General features: G+C 62.6%; 9 protein-coding genes and 4 pseudogenes. 6 read left to right on the forward strand and 7 right to left on the reverse strand.

Annotated features, from left to right (window positions below):
• Nucleotides 1–101: 101 nt before the first annotated feature.
• Nucleotides 102–1816 (reverse strand): annotated as a pseudogene (locus A4G99_RS08675) (Na+/H+ antiporter NhaC family protein).
• A 116-nt stretch (nt 1817–1932) separates the two neighbouring features.
• Between A4G99_RS08675 and A4G99_RS08680 the strand changes: the two are divergent.
• Nucleotides 1933–2442, forward strand: a complete 510-nt coding sequence (locus tag A4G99_RS08680; RefSeq protein WP_066141986.1) for a GNAT family N-acetyltransferase — start codon at nt 1933–1935, stop codon at nt 2440–2442.
• On the opposite strand, the gene A4G99_RS08685 is transcribed toward A4G99_RS08680, so the two are convergent.
• The 5 genes and pseudogenes from A4G99_RS08685 to A4G99_RS08705 form a co-directional block, all read right to left on the reverse strand.
• On the reverse strand, nt 2439–3368 hold the full coding sequence (locus A4G99_RS08685) for an alpha/beta fold hydrolase (RefSeq protein ID WP_066141988.1): 930 nt from the start codon (nt 3366–3368) through the stop codon (nt 2439–2441). The two genes, A4G99_RS08680 and A4G99_RS08685, sit on opposite strands and share 4 nt — an antisense overlap.
• Before the next feature lie 75 nt (nt 3369–3443).
• On the reverse strand, nt 3444–4178 hold the full coding sequence (locus A4G99_RS08690) for an amino acid ABC transporter ATP-binding protein (protein WP_066142487.1): 735 nt from the start codon (nt 4176–4178) through the stop codon (nt 3444–3446).
• A 56-nt stretch (nt 4179–4234) separates the two neighbouring features.
• Nucleotides 4235–5064 (reverse strand): annotated as a pseudogene (locus A4G99_RS08695) (amino acid ABC transporter permease).
• 17 nt (nt 5065–5081) lie between these two features.
• Nucleotides 5082–5912 (reverse strand): transporter substrate-binding domain-containing protein, encoded by an 831-nt coding sequence (locus A4G99_RS08700; RefSeq protein WP_066141991.1) that lies wholly within the window; start codon nt 5910–5912, stop codon nt 5082–5084.
• 94 nt (nt 5913–6006) lie between these two features.
• On the reverse strand, nt 6007–6486 hold the full coding sequence (locus A4G99_RS08705) for a COX15/CtaA family protein (RefSeq protein ID WP_066141994.1): 480 nt from the start codon (nt 6484–6486) through the stop codon (nt 6007–6009).
• Nucleotides 6487–6910: 424 nt separating this feature from the next.
• Here A4G99_RS08705 and A4G99_RS08710 point away from each other — a divergent pair, with 424 nt between their 5' ends.
• The 4 genes and pseudogenes from A4G99_RS08710 to A4G99_RS08720 all read left to right on the forward strand — a co-directional run bounded on the left by A4G99_RS08710 (nt 6911) and on the right by A4G99_RS08720 (nt 13382).
• The gene (locus tag A4G99_RS08710; protein ID WP_066142493.1) at nt 6911–8023 is read left to right on the forward strand and encodes a Xaa-Pro peptidase family protein; all 1113 of its coding nucleotides are present in this window, start codon (nt 6911–6913) and stop codon (nt 8021–8023) included.
• A 74-nt stretch (nt 8024–8097) separates the two neighbouring features.
• On the forward strand, nt 8098–10353 hold the full coding sequence (locus A4G99_RS08715; protein ID WP_066141997.1) for an NADP-dependent malic enzyme: 2256 nt from the start codon (nt 8098–8100) through the stop codon (nt 10351–10353).
• Nucleotides 10354–10618: 265 nt separating this feature from the next.
• Nucleotides 10619–10849 (forward strand): hypothetical protein, encoded by a 231-nt coding sequence (locus A4G99_RS25145; protein ID WP_150123068.1) that lies wholly within the window; start codon nt 10619–10621, stop codon nt 10847–10849.
• Between the two features lie 387 nt (nt 10850–11236).
• A pseudogene (locus A4G99_RS08720) lies at nt 11237–13382 on the forward strand (thioredoxin domain-containing protein).
• Between the two features lie 44 nt (nt 13383–13426).
• Here the strand turns inward: A4G99_RS08720 and A4G99_RS08725 are convergent.
• Nucleotides 13427–13798, reverse strand: a complete 372-nt coding sequence (locus A4G99_RS08725; protein WP_066141998.1) for a thioredoxin family protein — start codon at nt 13796–13798, stop codon at nt 13427–13429.
• A 98-nt stretch (nt 13799–13896) separates the two neighbouring features.
• On the opposite strand from A4G99_RS08725, the pseudogene A4G99_RS08730 reads away from it, so the two are divergent.
• A pseudogene (locus A4G99_RS08730) lies at nt 13897–14933 on the forward strand (PLP-dependent cysteine synthase family protein).
• The last annotated feature ends 191 nt before the right edge of the window (nt 14934–15124 follow it).

Below are 15124 nucleotides of genomic sequence, written 5' to 3' on the forward strand. Positions count from 1 at the left end.
ATGGGGTCGTTTTCGGGAAAGATCGGACTGGGTATGACGACGACGTTCGTATTCTGGCGATGGAAAAGTACACTAGGTGGAGGATAGAATGAAACCCCGTCTCAGTACGGGAAGATCCGGAAGCTCCCGGGGAGGAAGAATCCGAGGGTGAGGAACAGGACCGCCGCAATGCTCGCACAGAGGACGGCGTAGGGAATCTGTGTCCGGACGTGAACGAGGTGGTCGCTGCCGCTGGTCGAGGACGCGAGAACGGTGGTGTCGCTGATCGGCGAACTGTGGTCGCCGAAGATGCCGCCACTGAACACCGCGCCCATGACGAGCGGGAGGTTCGCGCCGGTGGTGAACGCGATGGGGATGGCGATGGGGAACATGATGCCGTAGGTGGACCACGAACTGCCGTCGGAGAAACTCACCATGCTGGTGATGAGGAATAGCGAGACAGGAACGAGTTGCGGCGGCACGCCGGAGAAGTTGTTGGTGACGAACGAGGAGATATCGAGCAGGGAGACGGCGTTCTGGATGGAACTGGCGAACATCAGAATGACCGCCGCGAGCAGGATGCCCTTGAACCCGCGCGTCATCGCCTCCGTCGCGTCCTTGTTGCTCGGGATGTCGCCTTTCACGCGGTAGAGGATGAACGCGACGACGAGCGCCGAGAACGAGGCGAGGCCGAGTTGAACGCCGCCGATGTTGAACGACCACTTCCCGCTGCCGGGGAGAACGAGGTGATAGCCGCCGAGCGAGAACAGGGTGTTCATGTGCGGCGCTTGGATGACCGGACTCCCCCGCCAGAACATCGCGCTCAGGCCGACGATGATCATCGTCACGATGGGAATGGCGAAGTTACGCCAGTCGGGCGTTGCGGTGTCCGACATCTCGTACTCGTCTATCTCGTCGGAAATCATCGGTTCGTGGTCGTCGCCGACGACGCCGCCGCCGTTGCGCGCCCGCGACTCCTCGTCCCCCATGCCCATGATGTTGGGGACGACCTGCCACGCGACGAGTCCGGCGATGATGAGCGCGGCCCACGAATAGAAACCGAAGAAGATGCTGTTGAAGAACAGCGGCCAAATCTGATTCGTCACGGCGTGGGCTTTGTCGCCCTGCCCTGCGACGTACTGGCTCATCCCGTCGGGGAGTTTGTCCTGTTTCTGTGCGGTGACGAGCGCCTTTCCGATGAATCCGATGAGCGCCGCACCCCACGTCGAGTAAAAGGCGAGTCGGGCGGCGGGACTGCCAGCGGAATCGACGTAGTAGGCGAGTTTGGCCCGTGAGACATTGTACTTGTCCGTCAGCGGGCGCATCATCGATCCGACCACCAGACAGTTGAAGTAGTCGTCGATGTGGATGATGATCCCCGCGAGGAACGCCGCCTTCTCCGCGTCAGCGGTGAATCGGTCCGTGCGGTGAGGGCTTCGAGGACGCCACGAAGCGCGCCGGACCGGATCATCAACCCGATCACCCCGCCGATGGCGAAAATCGCCAGCAGGACGTTCTCGACGTACCACGAGTCCGAGAACATCGGCGAAGTGGCCATTATCGTCGGGACGTGTTTCAGGCCGAATATCCCGCCGAGAACGTTTCCCGCCGTTATCGGGCCGAACGACGTATGCAAAAGCGACGTTTTCGGAATCAGGACGTCCCCCATGAAATGCTTCGGAACGCCCGCGGACCCCGGCTTCAACGCACCGTAAACCACACCGGCGCTGGCGATTCCGGCGAACAGCCCGATGATCGCGTCGCGTGAATACCACGCGAGGCTGATGGCGACCAGTGCCGGAATAACGGACCAGACGCCCGCATGAATCGTATCCATACCCTTGTTCCCGACCAGCCGAATAAATGGGTTTTGGCATACCAACGGTCGGGAGGCGGGGAAATTCCGCGTCACCGTATATATCGTTACGCCCGAAGAACTAGCAGGAATACACGATGACCGACTTCACCATCCGTCGGTTCGAATCGTCGGATACAGAACGGATTCGGGAACTGCACGAGGAAGCGATGCGGGTAGAAGGAGCGTACGACGAAAACATCCCTGACACCGATCTGGAACGGGTCGAGGAGGAGTACCTCTCGGACGGCGAGTTCCTCGTCGGTCTGTTCGGCGGAAAAATCGTCGCGATGGGCGCGATACGATCCGTTTCGGAGTCGATGGCCGAACTTCACGAGACGAAAGCCACTCCGGTAGCGGAACTCAAACGGATGCGGGTGGACCCCGACCATCAGCGCCGGGGGTACGGTCAGCGGATCTACGACGCACTCGAATCGACCGCGAGAGAGCAGGGCTACCGTGAACTCGTTCTGGATACGAGCCCCACGCTGGATGGCGCACAGCGATTATACGAGGGGAACGGCTTCCAGCGCGAACGCCACGTCGAACTCGACGCGTTCGACGGATCCATCGAGTTGCTCCTCTACCGAAAACCGCTGTCGGACTAACGACGGCTATCGCCGTTGGGGTCGAGTCCGTTTTTCAGACAGCGAAGCACGTGATACCACGCGTCCGCCGAGGCGAACGCGTTAGTCCTGTTCGTTCCCCCGAATCGGTGTTCGCCGTCGGCCGGGTCGTTCCCGCCGAACCGATAGGGAACTCGAATCGCGTGTCCCGCGTCGGGATAGGATCGATGTTCGACCGTACACGGGTGATCGTGGCGTTCGAGTCGTTCGGCCACACGGTCGGCCAGCATCGCCGAGGGCCACACTTCGTCAGATCCCCCCGAAATCAGCGTCACCGGCCCTTCGATGTTTTCGACTTCGATGGTCGCCTCGTCCAATCGTTCGTCAGTTGCGCCCTCGATTGCCATCGTGGACGCGTCCGGTGCGTCCTTCTCCAGTGCGTCGGTCAAGCCGTCTTGTTGTTCGGCGACGTATCGTTCGACCGGCAGATACGGAACTGGTTCACCGTCTACCGTCCATGCAGCACACTCCTCCTCGACGCCAGCCATCCACGTGGGGGCGGGGAAGGAGTAGCAACTCGGTACGTATGCGGCGACGGCACCGAGACGCTCGAAGTGGCTCGCAGCGAGCAGGGCGGCCTCACCACCGCGAGAGAACCCGACGACACCTACCTGTGTACCGGCAGCGTTCGGCCGTTTGAGGAGCCATTCGGCGGCGTCGCGGAACCGCGAGAGGGGTATTTCGGCCAGCGCATTGGAAACTCCCGGAGCACCGAAATAGCTCACACAAAACGCCGTGTAGCCGTGTTCGGCCAACCGTGCGGCGTAGGTTCGTTCGTACTCTCCCGCACCGCCGCTTCCGTGCAGTATCAAGACGCCGGGATGTGGTCCCGGACCGAGTCCGGAATACAACTCCCCCGTTACTCTGTCCGTTCGAATCGAGCGGCCGGAGAGGAAGGCTTCACCCATGCCTGTGCTGTCGTGGATCCGGGAGTATAAAATCCCTCACGAGTCATCGCCGGATCACCAACAAAAACCTACCCGTCAGTGAACGCGTTCGAGAAATCGCTTCGCACGCTCGGTCTCGGGATGGGCGAAGAAATCGGCGGGTTCGCCCGACTCCACGATGCGACCCTCTGACATCAGAACTACCCTGTCGCCCACTTCGCGGGCGAAGCCCATCTCGTGGGTGACGACGAGCATCGTCATCCCCTCCTCGGCTAAGTTGCGCATCACTTCGAGCACCTCGCCGACGAGTTCGGGGTCGAGCGCGCTCGTCACCTCGTCGAACAGCATGACGTGCGGGTCCATCGCCAACGCACGGGCGATGGCGACGCGCTGTTGTTGCCCGCCCGAGAGTTGATTCGGATACTTCTCGGCTTGGTCGGCGAGGCCGACGCGGTCCAGCATGGCCTTCGCCCACTTTTCCGCTTCGTCATCCTCGAACCCCTTCACGACCATCGGGCCGAGCGCGACGTTTTCGAGCGCCGTCTTGTGCGGGAAGAGGTTGAAGCTCTGGAACACCATCCCTGTGTGCTGGCGGAGGCTGTTCACGTCCACGTCCGGGTCGGAGATGGGTTCACCTTCGAGTCTGATTTCGCCGCCCTGTATCTCCTCCAGGCGGTTCGTACACCGCAGCAGGGTCGATTTTCCGCTCCCGCTCGGCCCGATGATGACGACCACTTCGCCGTCATCGACGGAGAGGGACACGTCCTTGAGCACGTGCAGATCGCCGAAGTACTTGTCAACGCCGTCGAACTCGACTTCAGGGACGTTCATCGTGGTGTCCGCTCGCTCACGACTGTCCATCGCACCGTCCTCGTCCTCGGGAAGGCTCATCGTTCGGACCCCCACATCGAGCGCGACTCCAACGTCCGGACGGTTTTGCCGAGCGGTACCGTGATGACGAGGTAGGCGACGGACACCACGACGATGGGCGTCCACGCGTCGAACGTCGCGCTGTTGACGTTCCGGAAGACGCTGATGAGTTCCGGAATCGCCAGCACCGTCAGCAGTGACGTGTCCTTGACGAGGATGACGAGGTCGTTGCCGATGGCCGCGAGCGCGTTCCGCCACGCCTGCGGCAGGATGACGTAACGCATCGAATCGATGTACGACATGCCGAGCGACCGCGCGGCCTCCGACTGCCGCCGGAGACGGAGTTGATGCCGCCTTTGACCGCCTCGCCGATGTAGGCGGTGTGGTTCAGCGTGAGGCCGATGATGGCCGCGGCGAAACTCCAGTTCTTGAGCGGGAACTGCCCGTTCGCCCAGAGCGCCGGAACCCCGAGGTAGACGACGAACAACTGGAACAGCAACGGCGTCCCGCGGAAGAACTCGACGTACAGCGTGGCGATCCGCTGCGTGAATCCCGTCTGCGAGACGCGTCCCAAGCCGACCAACACGCCGAAGATGAGCGCGAGGACCGAGGAGATGACGATGATTTGTAGGACGAGAATCAGCGCCTCGATGAACTGCGGTAGGATCGTGACGAGCAGTTGGTAATCGACGAACTGCGTGAGGATCAACAGCAGGAAGAACAGCACGCCGAGGGTGAAGATGCCCGCGACGGCGATGCCGAGCACTTTGACCCGGCGGTCGGTCAGCCACTTTTCTTCTCCTTCAGTCGGTTGCTCGATACCGCGTTCGGTGTATGTTTCCGCCATGAGGACTCCTGCGGCGCTCAGCCGCTGGTCGTGCCTCCCGAACCGGAGGTCTGGAAGTACTTGTTGTAGAGTTTATCGTACGTCCCGTTATTTCGGATGGTCGAAAGCGCCCCGTTGACCTGCTTTCTGAGTTTGTCGTCGTTCTTCCGGAACGCGATTCCGTAGTCCTCGACGGTGAGCGTGAGGTACGGCGGTGCGTTCTTCTTTCCCTGCCGTTCGGCCGCGCCCTTCCCCTGTAACAAGGTGACTTGGTTGTTCTGCTGTGCGAACGCCTGATTGACCGTGTTGTCGTTGATGACTGCCGCGGCCTGATTGTTCCCCAGCGCGGAGAACGCGTCCGGAATCTGGTCGTAGCTGTCGATGGTGAGGTTGCCGTTGAACTGTTTTTTCAGCATCTGGGCGGCAGCCTCGCCGGTCGTCCCCTTCTGGACGGCGACCGTCTGTCCCTTCAAATCCTGTAGTTTCGTGATGCCGCTGTTTTTCAGGACGAGGACAGTCTGGTACGCCGTGAAGTACGGGTCCGAGAAATCGACTTGCTTCGCTCGTTCCGGCGTGATGGTCATCGCGCTCATGATGACGCGGAAGTTTCCGTTGTTCAGGCTCGGGATGATGGTGTCGAAGCTCGTTTGGACGAACTCGTAGTTGTCCCCGAGTTGTTGCTTGAAAATCGCGTTTGCGATGTCCACGTCGAAGCCGATGAGCTCCCCGGTTGCGGTTCGGTATTCGAACGGTCGATACGGGATGTCGGAGCCGATTCTGATGGTGCCGCCCTGTGCGCTCGCGTTGCCCGCGAACGTCAGGCCAGCGATAGCTCCGCCGCTCCCCCTGAGAAAGGTCCGTCTGTGCATTGTGGTTCTCCCCCGATACTACATAGTCAAACAGCGTATAGAAAGCTACTATCGGTTTCTAGCGGCGGGTCAATAAAATTTCCGCGATGATATGTTAGTCGTCAGACGGATATGCGCCGGGTGAATTCGTCGCGGACGTCGTGGCCCGGTCTGGTTCCTCGTAAGCCCACAGCGTCGTCGCCAACAGCGCCGCGAATATCAGCAACGCGGTGGCGTGATGGGCCACGAGGACGGCCGGACCGTAGATCAGGACGGTTGCCCCGCCGAGGAGTACCTGCACCGGGAGGACGACCAACGCGAGGGTCGCGGCGGCCCGAATACGGGTGCTCTCGTAGTATCTCCACGCGCCGATGGTGGTTCCCAGAATGAAGAAACCGGTCACCATCGCCACGAGTCGGTGGAACCATTCGATGAAACTCGGGAACGTCTGTGGAATCAGTCCACCGTCACAGAACGGCCACTGTTGACCACACGAGAGACCCGCACCCATCGCGGCGGTGTACACGCCGAGCAGGATGAGTACGAACGTCAGTACTGTCGTGACGGCGGCGAAACGCCGAAATCGGGTCCCCATTAGTTACGCACCTCGGGTCGGTTGTCTCCTAACATACTGATCCCCTTTCTCGGGATTTGGGAAGGGTCGTACTTAGGTCTGTCCGACTTTCCCGGAGAGTGAGAGCCGAACGAAATGGAACCGGAGGACGGAGGGGGAATCGGAAGACGAGATGGATTCGGAGGGCAGGGAGGGAGAGCATCGAAAAAGGAGGGCACGTGTTGGAAAAGACGGAAGAAGTGTCGGAAAGACGGGGGTTGGTTGTGGGGACGGAGCGAGTTCAGCCGGGACCACACAGCTGTGATACCACCAGCGGGCAGGACTGGGTTGGCTTCCTCACATTTATGTAACTCAATAATAAGTTTTGTGGATAAATACTGTCGAACCGGCGGCAACAGTGGACTCAAGCAGGTGTTTGAAGGAGGCCGCTCGCAATAAGGGAACCATGACCAAACGAGACCGTCTCGACAGCCTCCTTGCCGAGCACGATATCGAATCCGTCTGGTTCGCGCGTCCGAACTCGTTCGCGTGGCTCACGGGCGGCGACAACGTCATCGACCGTGAGGGTGACATCGGCGTCGCCGCCGTCGGCTACGACGGCGATACGTTCCGCGTCGTCACCAATTCCATCGAAGGAACCCGCCTTCGGGACGAGGAATTCCCGGACGGGATGCCCGTCACCGAGTACCCCTGGTACGAATCGTCGTTGGCCGACGCAGTGTCGGAGCACGCAGACACGCCCGCCGCCGCCGACTTCGACGTGCCGGGCTTCGAATCGGTCGACGCCTCGCCGCTTCGACAGCCGCTCACCGACGAGGACGCCGACGCGTATCGGCAACTGGGCACCGAAACCGCCGCCGCAGTCGAAGCCATCTGCCGGAAGCTGGATCCGGACGATACCGAACGGGAAATCGTCTCGGCGTTCCGCGGTGCGCTCGACGCGCGCGACATCGAGACGCCCGTGGCGCTCGTCGGCGGGAGCGAACGCGCACAGCAGTATCGTCACTACACGCCGACCGAGGCGAAGTTGGGGGACTATGCACACGTCTCCGTGACGGCGGAGCGGGCGGGACTACACGCGAGTTGTACCCGCACCGTCGCGTTCGATGCGCCGGAGTGGCTGGCGGAGCGACACGAGGCGGCGGCGACGGTCGAGACGACGGCGCTCGCCGCCACACAGCGGTTTGGGACGGAAGCAGTCGAAGGAAGCGAGGGGAGTGAAGGAAGGGATGGACGGGCGAAGGACGTATTCGCGGCGATTCAGGACGCCTACGACCGCGTCGGCTATCCGGGCGAGTGGGAATACCACCACCAGGGCGGCGCGGCGGGGTACGCCGGACGTGAGTGGATCGCGACACCAACGACGGACGACGTAATTCGACTGCCGATGGCGTACGCTTGGAACCCGACGGTACAGGGGGCAAAGAGCGAGGACACCGCCTTGGTCGACGAGGATCGGATCGAAATCCTCACGCAGACGGGCGACTGGCCGACGGAAGCCGTGACTGCGCTCGACGACGACGTGACGTTGCCGCGCCCGTCCATCCTCGAACTCTGAGTTCGACAAATGTCGAATGACGATTTCGACGCGGACGGATAGCTTTTTACACGCGGGTAGAAACAGTATCCGGCATGGGACTCGACGAGGATTCACTCGATTACCACCGGAGCGACCCCCCGGGAAAGATAGAGATTTCGACGACGAAGCCGACGAACACACAACGTGACCTGAGTCTCGCCTACTCTCCCGGCGTCGCCGCGCCGTGTGAGGCGATAGCGGACGACGCGGGGGATGCGTACTCCTACACCGCGAAGGGGAACCTCGTTGGGGTCGTCTCGAACGGCAGTGCCGTTCTCGGTCTCGGTGACATCGGCGCACAGGCGTCGAAACCCGTGATGGAAGGGAAGGGCGTCCTGTTCAAACGATTCGCCGACATCGACGTGTTCGACATCGAACTCGATCAGCAGAACCCCGGCGACATCGTTCGAACCGTGAGCGCGATGGAACCCACGTTCGGGGGCATCAACCTTGAGGACATCAAAGCGCCCGAGTGCTTCGAGATCGAGGAGCGCCTCCGCGAGGAGATGGACATCCCCGTCTTCCACGACGACCAGCACGGCACCGCCATCATCAGCGGGGCCGCCCTCATCAACGCCGCAGAAATCACGGACAAGAACCTGGAAGACCTGAAGATAGTCTTCTCCGGCGCTGGCGCGAGCGCCATCGCTTCGGCCCGGTTTTACGTCTCGCTCGGGGCGAAGAAGGAGAACATCATCATGTGTGACTCCACGGGCATCATCACGGAGAACCGCGTCCAGAAGGGCGACGTGAACGAGTTCAAGACCGAATTCGCCCGCGACATTCCGGAGGGCGATCTTGCAAGCGCGATGGACGGCGCGGACATGTTCGTCGGCCTCTCGGTCGGCGGCATCGTCAGCCAGGAGATGGTGCAGTCGATGGCCGACAACCCGTTCGTCTTCGCCATGGCCAACCCGGACCCGGAAATCGGCTACGAGGATGCCAAGAACGCCCGCGACGACACGGTCATCGTGGCGACCGGCCGCTCGGACTACCCGAACATGGTCAACAACGTGCTCGGATTCCCGTTCATCTTCCGCGGCGCGCTCGACGTGCGCGCGAGCGACATCAACGAGCGAATGAAAGTCGCCGCCGCACGCGCGCTGGCGGAACTGGCCAAGAAGGACGTTCCGGACGCCGTCGTCAAAGCCTACGGCGACCAACCGCTTCAGTTCGGCCCGGATTACATCATCCCGAAACCGCTCGACCCGCGCGTGCTGTTCGAGGTCGCACCCGCAGTCGCGGAAGCGGCCATGGAAACCGGCGTGGCCCGCAGCGAACTCGACGTCGACGAGTACGTCGAGACGCTCGAAGCGCGCCTCGGCAAGTCCCGCGAGATGATGCGCGTGGTCCTGAACAAGGCCAAGAGCGACCCCAAGTGCGTCGCGCTCTCGGAAGGCACGGACAGGAAGATGATCCGCGCCGCCTACCAGATGCGCGAGGAGGGTATCGCCAACCCCGTTCTCATCGGCGACCGCGCGGAAATCGAGGCGAACGTCGAGGACCTCGGCCTCGACTTCGAACCCGAAGTCGCTGACCCCGAGAACGGCGACTACGACGGCTACGCCGACCGATTGTACGAACTGCGCGGGCGGAAGGGCGTCACTCGAAACGAGGCGGCTGAACTCATCGAAAAGGATTCGAACTACTTCGGCAGCGTGATGGTCGAACAGGGCGACGCCGACGCCATGCTGACGGGACTGACACACCACTACCCGTCCGCACTGCGCCCGCCCCTCCAGGTCATCAGCACTGCGCCGGACGTGGAGTACGCCGCCGGTGTGTACATGCTCACGTTCAAGAATCGGGTCGTGTTCTGCGCCGACACGACGGTGAATCAGGCACCCGACGAGGACGTGCTGGCCGAAGTCACGAAGCAGACCGCCAAACTCGCACGCCGGTTCAACGTCGAACCGCGGGCCGCGCTGCTCTCGTACTCCAACTTCGGCAGCGTGACCAACGAGGGAACGCGCAAACCGCGCGACGCCTCCAAGATCCTGCGCGACGACCCCGACGTGGACTTCCCGGTCGATGGCGAGATGCAGGCCGACACGGCCGTCGTCGAGGAGATACTCAACGGCACCTACGAGTTCTCCGAGTTGGACGAACCCGCGAACGTCCTCGTCTTCCCCAACCTCGAAGCGGGCAACATCGGCTACAAACTCCTCCAGCGCCTCGGCGGCGCGGAGGCCATCGGCCCGATGCTCGTCGGCATGGACAAACCCGTCCACGTCCTCCAGCGCGGCGACGAAGTCAAGGACATCGTGAACTTGGCTGGCGTTGCCGTCGTGGATGCACAGAAGGAATAGAAACGCGAAGAAACGAGGCGCTGATTTTTGCGAGGAGGTTTGGTCACACGCTTTTGAGAAACTCCACGACGAGGCTGCTTTGAATCTGTTTTTTCGACAGCAGTGAGTTCGATGACATCTTCGAAAGTCCCCGCCCATTCGCGGTCGCATCGAAGTGGATGTGGGTGTGCTGAGACGACAACTACCGAGCAACAATGAATTACCGCACCGCCACCACCCACACGCCGTCCCCAACCGACTGCGTTTCTCGTCGCTAGCGCTCACTGTGATACTCATCCCTCGCACGCGTTTCTCGCGCGCGCCGTGGCGGTTGATCTGTATCGGCCACCCCGTCCAACCGGGTGCGCGCGCTGGCGGGACGGGGTGGCCAGCGGTCCGGCCGTCCCGTTCCGCTGACAGCGTGCGAGGGATGACGACCGAGGACGCAGTGACGAGCGGAGGAATCGGCTGGGGAGGGTGTGGCTGTCGCGGTGCGGAGGCGGTCGGGGTGGGATGAAAGGGGCCGCCCGTTCGTGTTTACGTGGTCGTCTGCGCGAGCAACTATTTTGGCCGGGCGGTGTCGCCGCGAGCGAAGCGAGGGGCGGCTCGGGAGAGCAACGCTCTCCCGGCGTGGAGAGGCCAAATATCTCGCGTCAGCGACCGCGAACGGGCGGGGGCTTTCGGGTCTGCCTCCCAGCAACTCTAGTCACAAGAATATCAAAAAACTTCGTAGCGAGCGGGCGGGGGACTTTCGAAGTGGTCTGCTTTCCAGCAACTGTAATCGCAAAACAACAAAAATCGTCTCGTAGCGAGCGGGTGGGGGCGTTCGAAGTTCGTTCACTTTTCACAACCTATCTTCGCCGAATCCCCATCTTTACCTCTCTGAGTCCACTCACCCACAACTATGACCGCACCTACCGAGCGAAATCGACTGGACGAGGAGGAAAGTCCGTACCTCCGCCAGCACGCCGACAATCCGGTGAACTGGCAACCGTGGGACGACGCCGCGCTGGAGGCAGCGAAAGAACGCAACGTCCCCATCTTCCTCTCGATTGGCTACTCGGCTTGCCACTGGTGTCACGTGATGGCCGAGGAGAGTTTCGAGGACGAGGAGGTCGCGGCGTTGCTGAACGAGAACTTCGTCCCGATCAAGGTGGACCGGGAGGAGCGCCCGGACATCGACGCGATTTACATGAGCATCTGCCAGCAGGTGACGGGCGGCGGCGGGTGGCCGCTGTCGGCGTGGCTGACGCCGGAGGGCAAGCCGTTCTACGTCGGGACGTACTTCCCGAAGCGCTCCCGGCAGGGGCGTCCGGGGTTCATCGAGTTGCTCGAAAACGTCAAAAACACGTGGCAGGAGAACCCGGAGGAGATGAAAAATAGGGGCGAGCAGTGGACGAGCGCCATCGAGAGCGAACTGGAATCGACGCCCGACGCGGACGACGCGCCCGGCCCGGAACTGCTCTCCAGCGCGGCCTCCCAGACGGTTCGCACGCGGACCGTGAGCACGGTGGATTCGGGCAGGGAGGGCCGAAGTTCCCGCAACCGGCGCGCATCGAGTTGCTCCTGCGCGCCTCCGACCGACTCGGCGGGGAGCAGTACCGCGACGTGGCCGTCGAAACGCTGGACGCGATGGCGAACGGGGGGATGTACGACCACGTCGGCGGCGGGTTCCACCGCTACGCGACCGACCGCAAGTGGACGGTACCGCACTTCGAGAAGATGCTGTACGACAACGCGGAACTGCCGCGCGCGTTTCTCGCGGGCTATCAACTCACGGGCGACGAACGCTACGCGCAGGTCGTCCGCGAGACGTTCGAGTTCCTCGGCCGCGAGATGCGCCACCCTGACGGTGGCTACTACAGCACGCTCGACGCCCGCGGAGCGAAAACGAGGACGGCGAGGACGTGGAGGGCGAGTTCTACGTCTGGACGCCGAGCGAGGTGTTCGAGGCGGTCAACGGCGAAAACACTGATACCGAAATCGACGCCGAGACGAGGGCCGACATCGTCTGCGAGCGCTACGGCATCTCCCGGTCGGGCAACTTCGAGGGTCGGACGGTCCTCACGTCGCGGATGGGGGTCCCCGAACTGGCCGAGAAGTACGAGTTATCCGAGGAGGAAGTCGAGGCGTTGCTCGAAGACGCTCGCCAATCGATGTTCGAGTTCCGCGAGAACCGACCCCGACCGCCGCGCGACGAGAAGATTTTGGCCGGATGGAACGGCCTGTTGATCGCCGCGCTCGCGGAGGCGGGTCTGGTCCTCGACGACCGTTACGCCGACCGCGCGGCGGAGGCGCTGGACTTCGTGCGCGAGCACCTGTGGGACGAGTCCGAAGGGAAACTGTCCCGGAGATTCAAGGACGACGATGTGGCCATCGACGGCTACCTCGAAGATTACGCGTTCCTCGCCCGCGGTGCGTTCGCGCTGTACGAGACGACCGGGAACCCGGACCATCTCGGCTTCGCCCTCGACCTCGCGCGGGCCATCGAGCGCGAGTTCTGGGACGAGGAGCAGGGAACGCTGTATTTCACCCCCGAGAGCGGCGAGCGACTGGTCGCTCGCCCGCAGGAGCTCGCCGATCAGTCCACGCCGTCCAGCCTCGGCGTGGCGACCGACACGTTGGCCGTCCTCTCGGAGTTCGCGCCCGACGAGGCCTTCGCGGGGATTCCGGAGGCGGTCCTCGAAACGCACGCCCGAACCATCGAATCGAACCCGTTCCAGTACGCGACGCTGGCGCTCGCTGCCGACCGCAACGCGACCGGATCGCTGGAACTGACAGTCGCGGGCGACGAACTCCCCGAGGAGTGGCACGACCGACTCGCGGAGACGTATCTCCCGACGCGAATCCTGACTCGCAGACCGCCGACCGCGGACGGCGTGGCGGAGTGGTGTGAGAAATTGGAACTGGACGAAGTGCCGCCGATTTGGGCGGATCGAAGCTCGGAGGGAGAGCCGACGCTGTACGTCTGTCGGTCGTTCACCTGCTCGCCGCCCGTAACGGACATCGACGCGGGACTGGAGTGGGCCGACGACCTCGCGCCGGAGTGACGGTATAAAAACGGAGTCGTTATCGAAACGGAGTCGTCGCGGGATCAGGCCAACGCGTCGCTCGCGAGCAGTTCGCGGGCGAGGTAGTCGGCGGCGGGGACGTCTTCTTTCTCCTCGAAGCGGGCGATTTCCTCGTCGGCGCGTTCCACCACGACCGTCGGAATGAGCGTCACGTCGTACTCCTCGGTGAGTTCGCCGTTCTTGTCGTCGTCGACCTCGTAGACGTGAATCCTGTCCTCTTCGATGCCCGCCGCGTCCAGCGCGGCGAAGAAGTCCGGGAGGCGCGACCGGCAGTCGCCACACCAGTCGGCACCCCAGACGCGATAGACGAGTTCACCGGCGCCGGATTCGAAGGCGTCTATCGTCTCGCTGTGCTCGCTCGCATCCCAGTCGGGGTTCGGTACTGTCGATTCCATAGGCGAGCATGGGGGCGAACGCGAATAAGGATTCTCGCTTCCGGCACTGCCTGCCGGTGTCCAGTAGGTGTTTAGGCGTGGAATTCGTACCGTGGATCATGAAATCCTCCATCCTCGACGCGGTAGGATCGCCACTCGTCCACGTCCGCTCACCCGAGGGTGCGACCGTCGCCGCGAAACTCGAATCGTTCAACCCCGGCGGGTCCGCGAAGGACGCCCGGCGTTGGCGATGATCGAGGCCGCGGAACGCGCGGGCGAACTCCACCCCGGCGACCGAATCGTCGAACCCACCAGCGGCAACACGGGAATCGGTCTGGCCGTCGTCTGTGCGGCCCGCGGCTACGATCTGACCATCGTCATGCCTGCTTCGAAGTCGCCCGAGCGCAGACAACTGCTCAAGGCCTACGGCGCCGACCTCGAACTCGTCGATGGCAACATGGAATCCGCGAAAGCGCGCGCAGACGAACTCACGGAATCCGGCGACGCGATACAACTCGGCCAGTTCGAGAACGCGTCGAACGCGGACGCCCACTATCGAACGACGGCCGAGGAAATCATCGAGCAGGTGGATGGCCGCGAAATCGACGCCTTCGTCGCAGGTGTGGGCACGGGCGGAACGATCACCGGAACCGCCTGGCGCCTCAAGGAGGAGTATCCGGACATGGAAGTCGTCGCCGTCGAACCCGACCGCAACCCTGTCCTCTCGACCGGCGAACCCGGCGAGGACGAGTACCAGGGGATGGGTCCGGGATTCGTGAGCGAGTTGCTCGACACGGACCTGCTCGATTCGGTCGAGCGAGTCCCGCTGGAGGACGCCGAGGACGAATGTCGCCGCCTCGCCCGCGAGGAGGGTATCCTCGTCGGCCAGTCCAGCGGTGCGGCGAGCATCGCGTCCTACCGGGTCGCCGAGCGCCTCGCCCAACCCGACCTCAACTGCCCCGAAGTCCCGGAGGAGTGGCAGGAGGCGATGGACGAAGGAAGCGAAAAAGCGAGGTCTGACGGTGGCGTCGACGACCAGTCGACGGTAGATCAGAAGGAATCTGAGCGTGGCGTCGACTACGACGACTGCCCGCTCGTCGTCACCATCTTCCCCGACAGCGGCGAACGCTATCTCTCGACCGGGATGTTCGACTGAGGTATCGTCCCGCGCCACTGTCTTCTATCTACTCACCACCGACATCGTACGCTACTGCACCGTTTTCACAAACTGAGAACGATGGTCAGCCGTTTTTAGGTCGGACCTCCTGTGTCGAACTGGGTTCGGACACGAGTGACTCATGCCTCCCAATGGTCTTGCTGACGCACCCAACTCGGTCCCCCCACATC

This window comes from Haladaptatus sp. R4, from assembly GCF_001625445.1.
Lineage (GTDB): Archaea > Halobacteriota > Halobacteria > Halobacteriales > Haladaptataceae > Haladaptatus.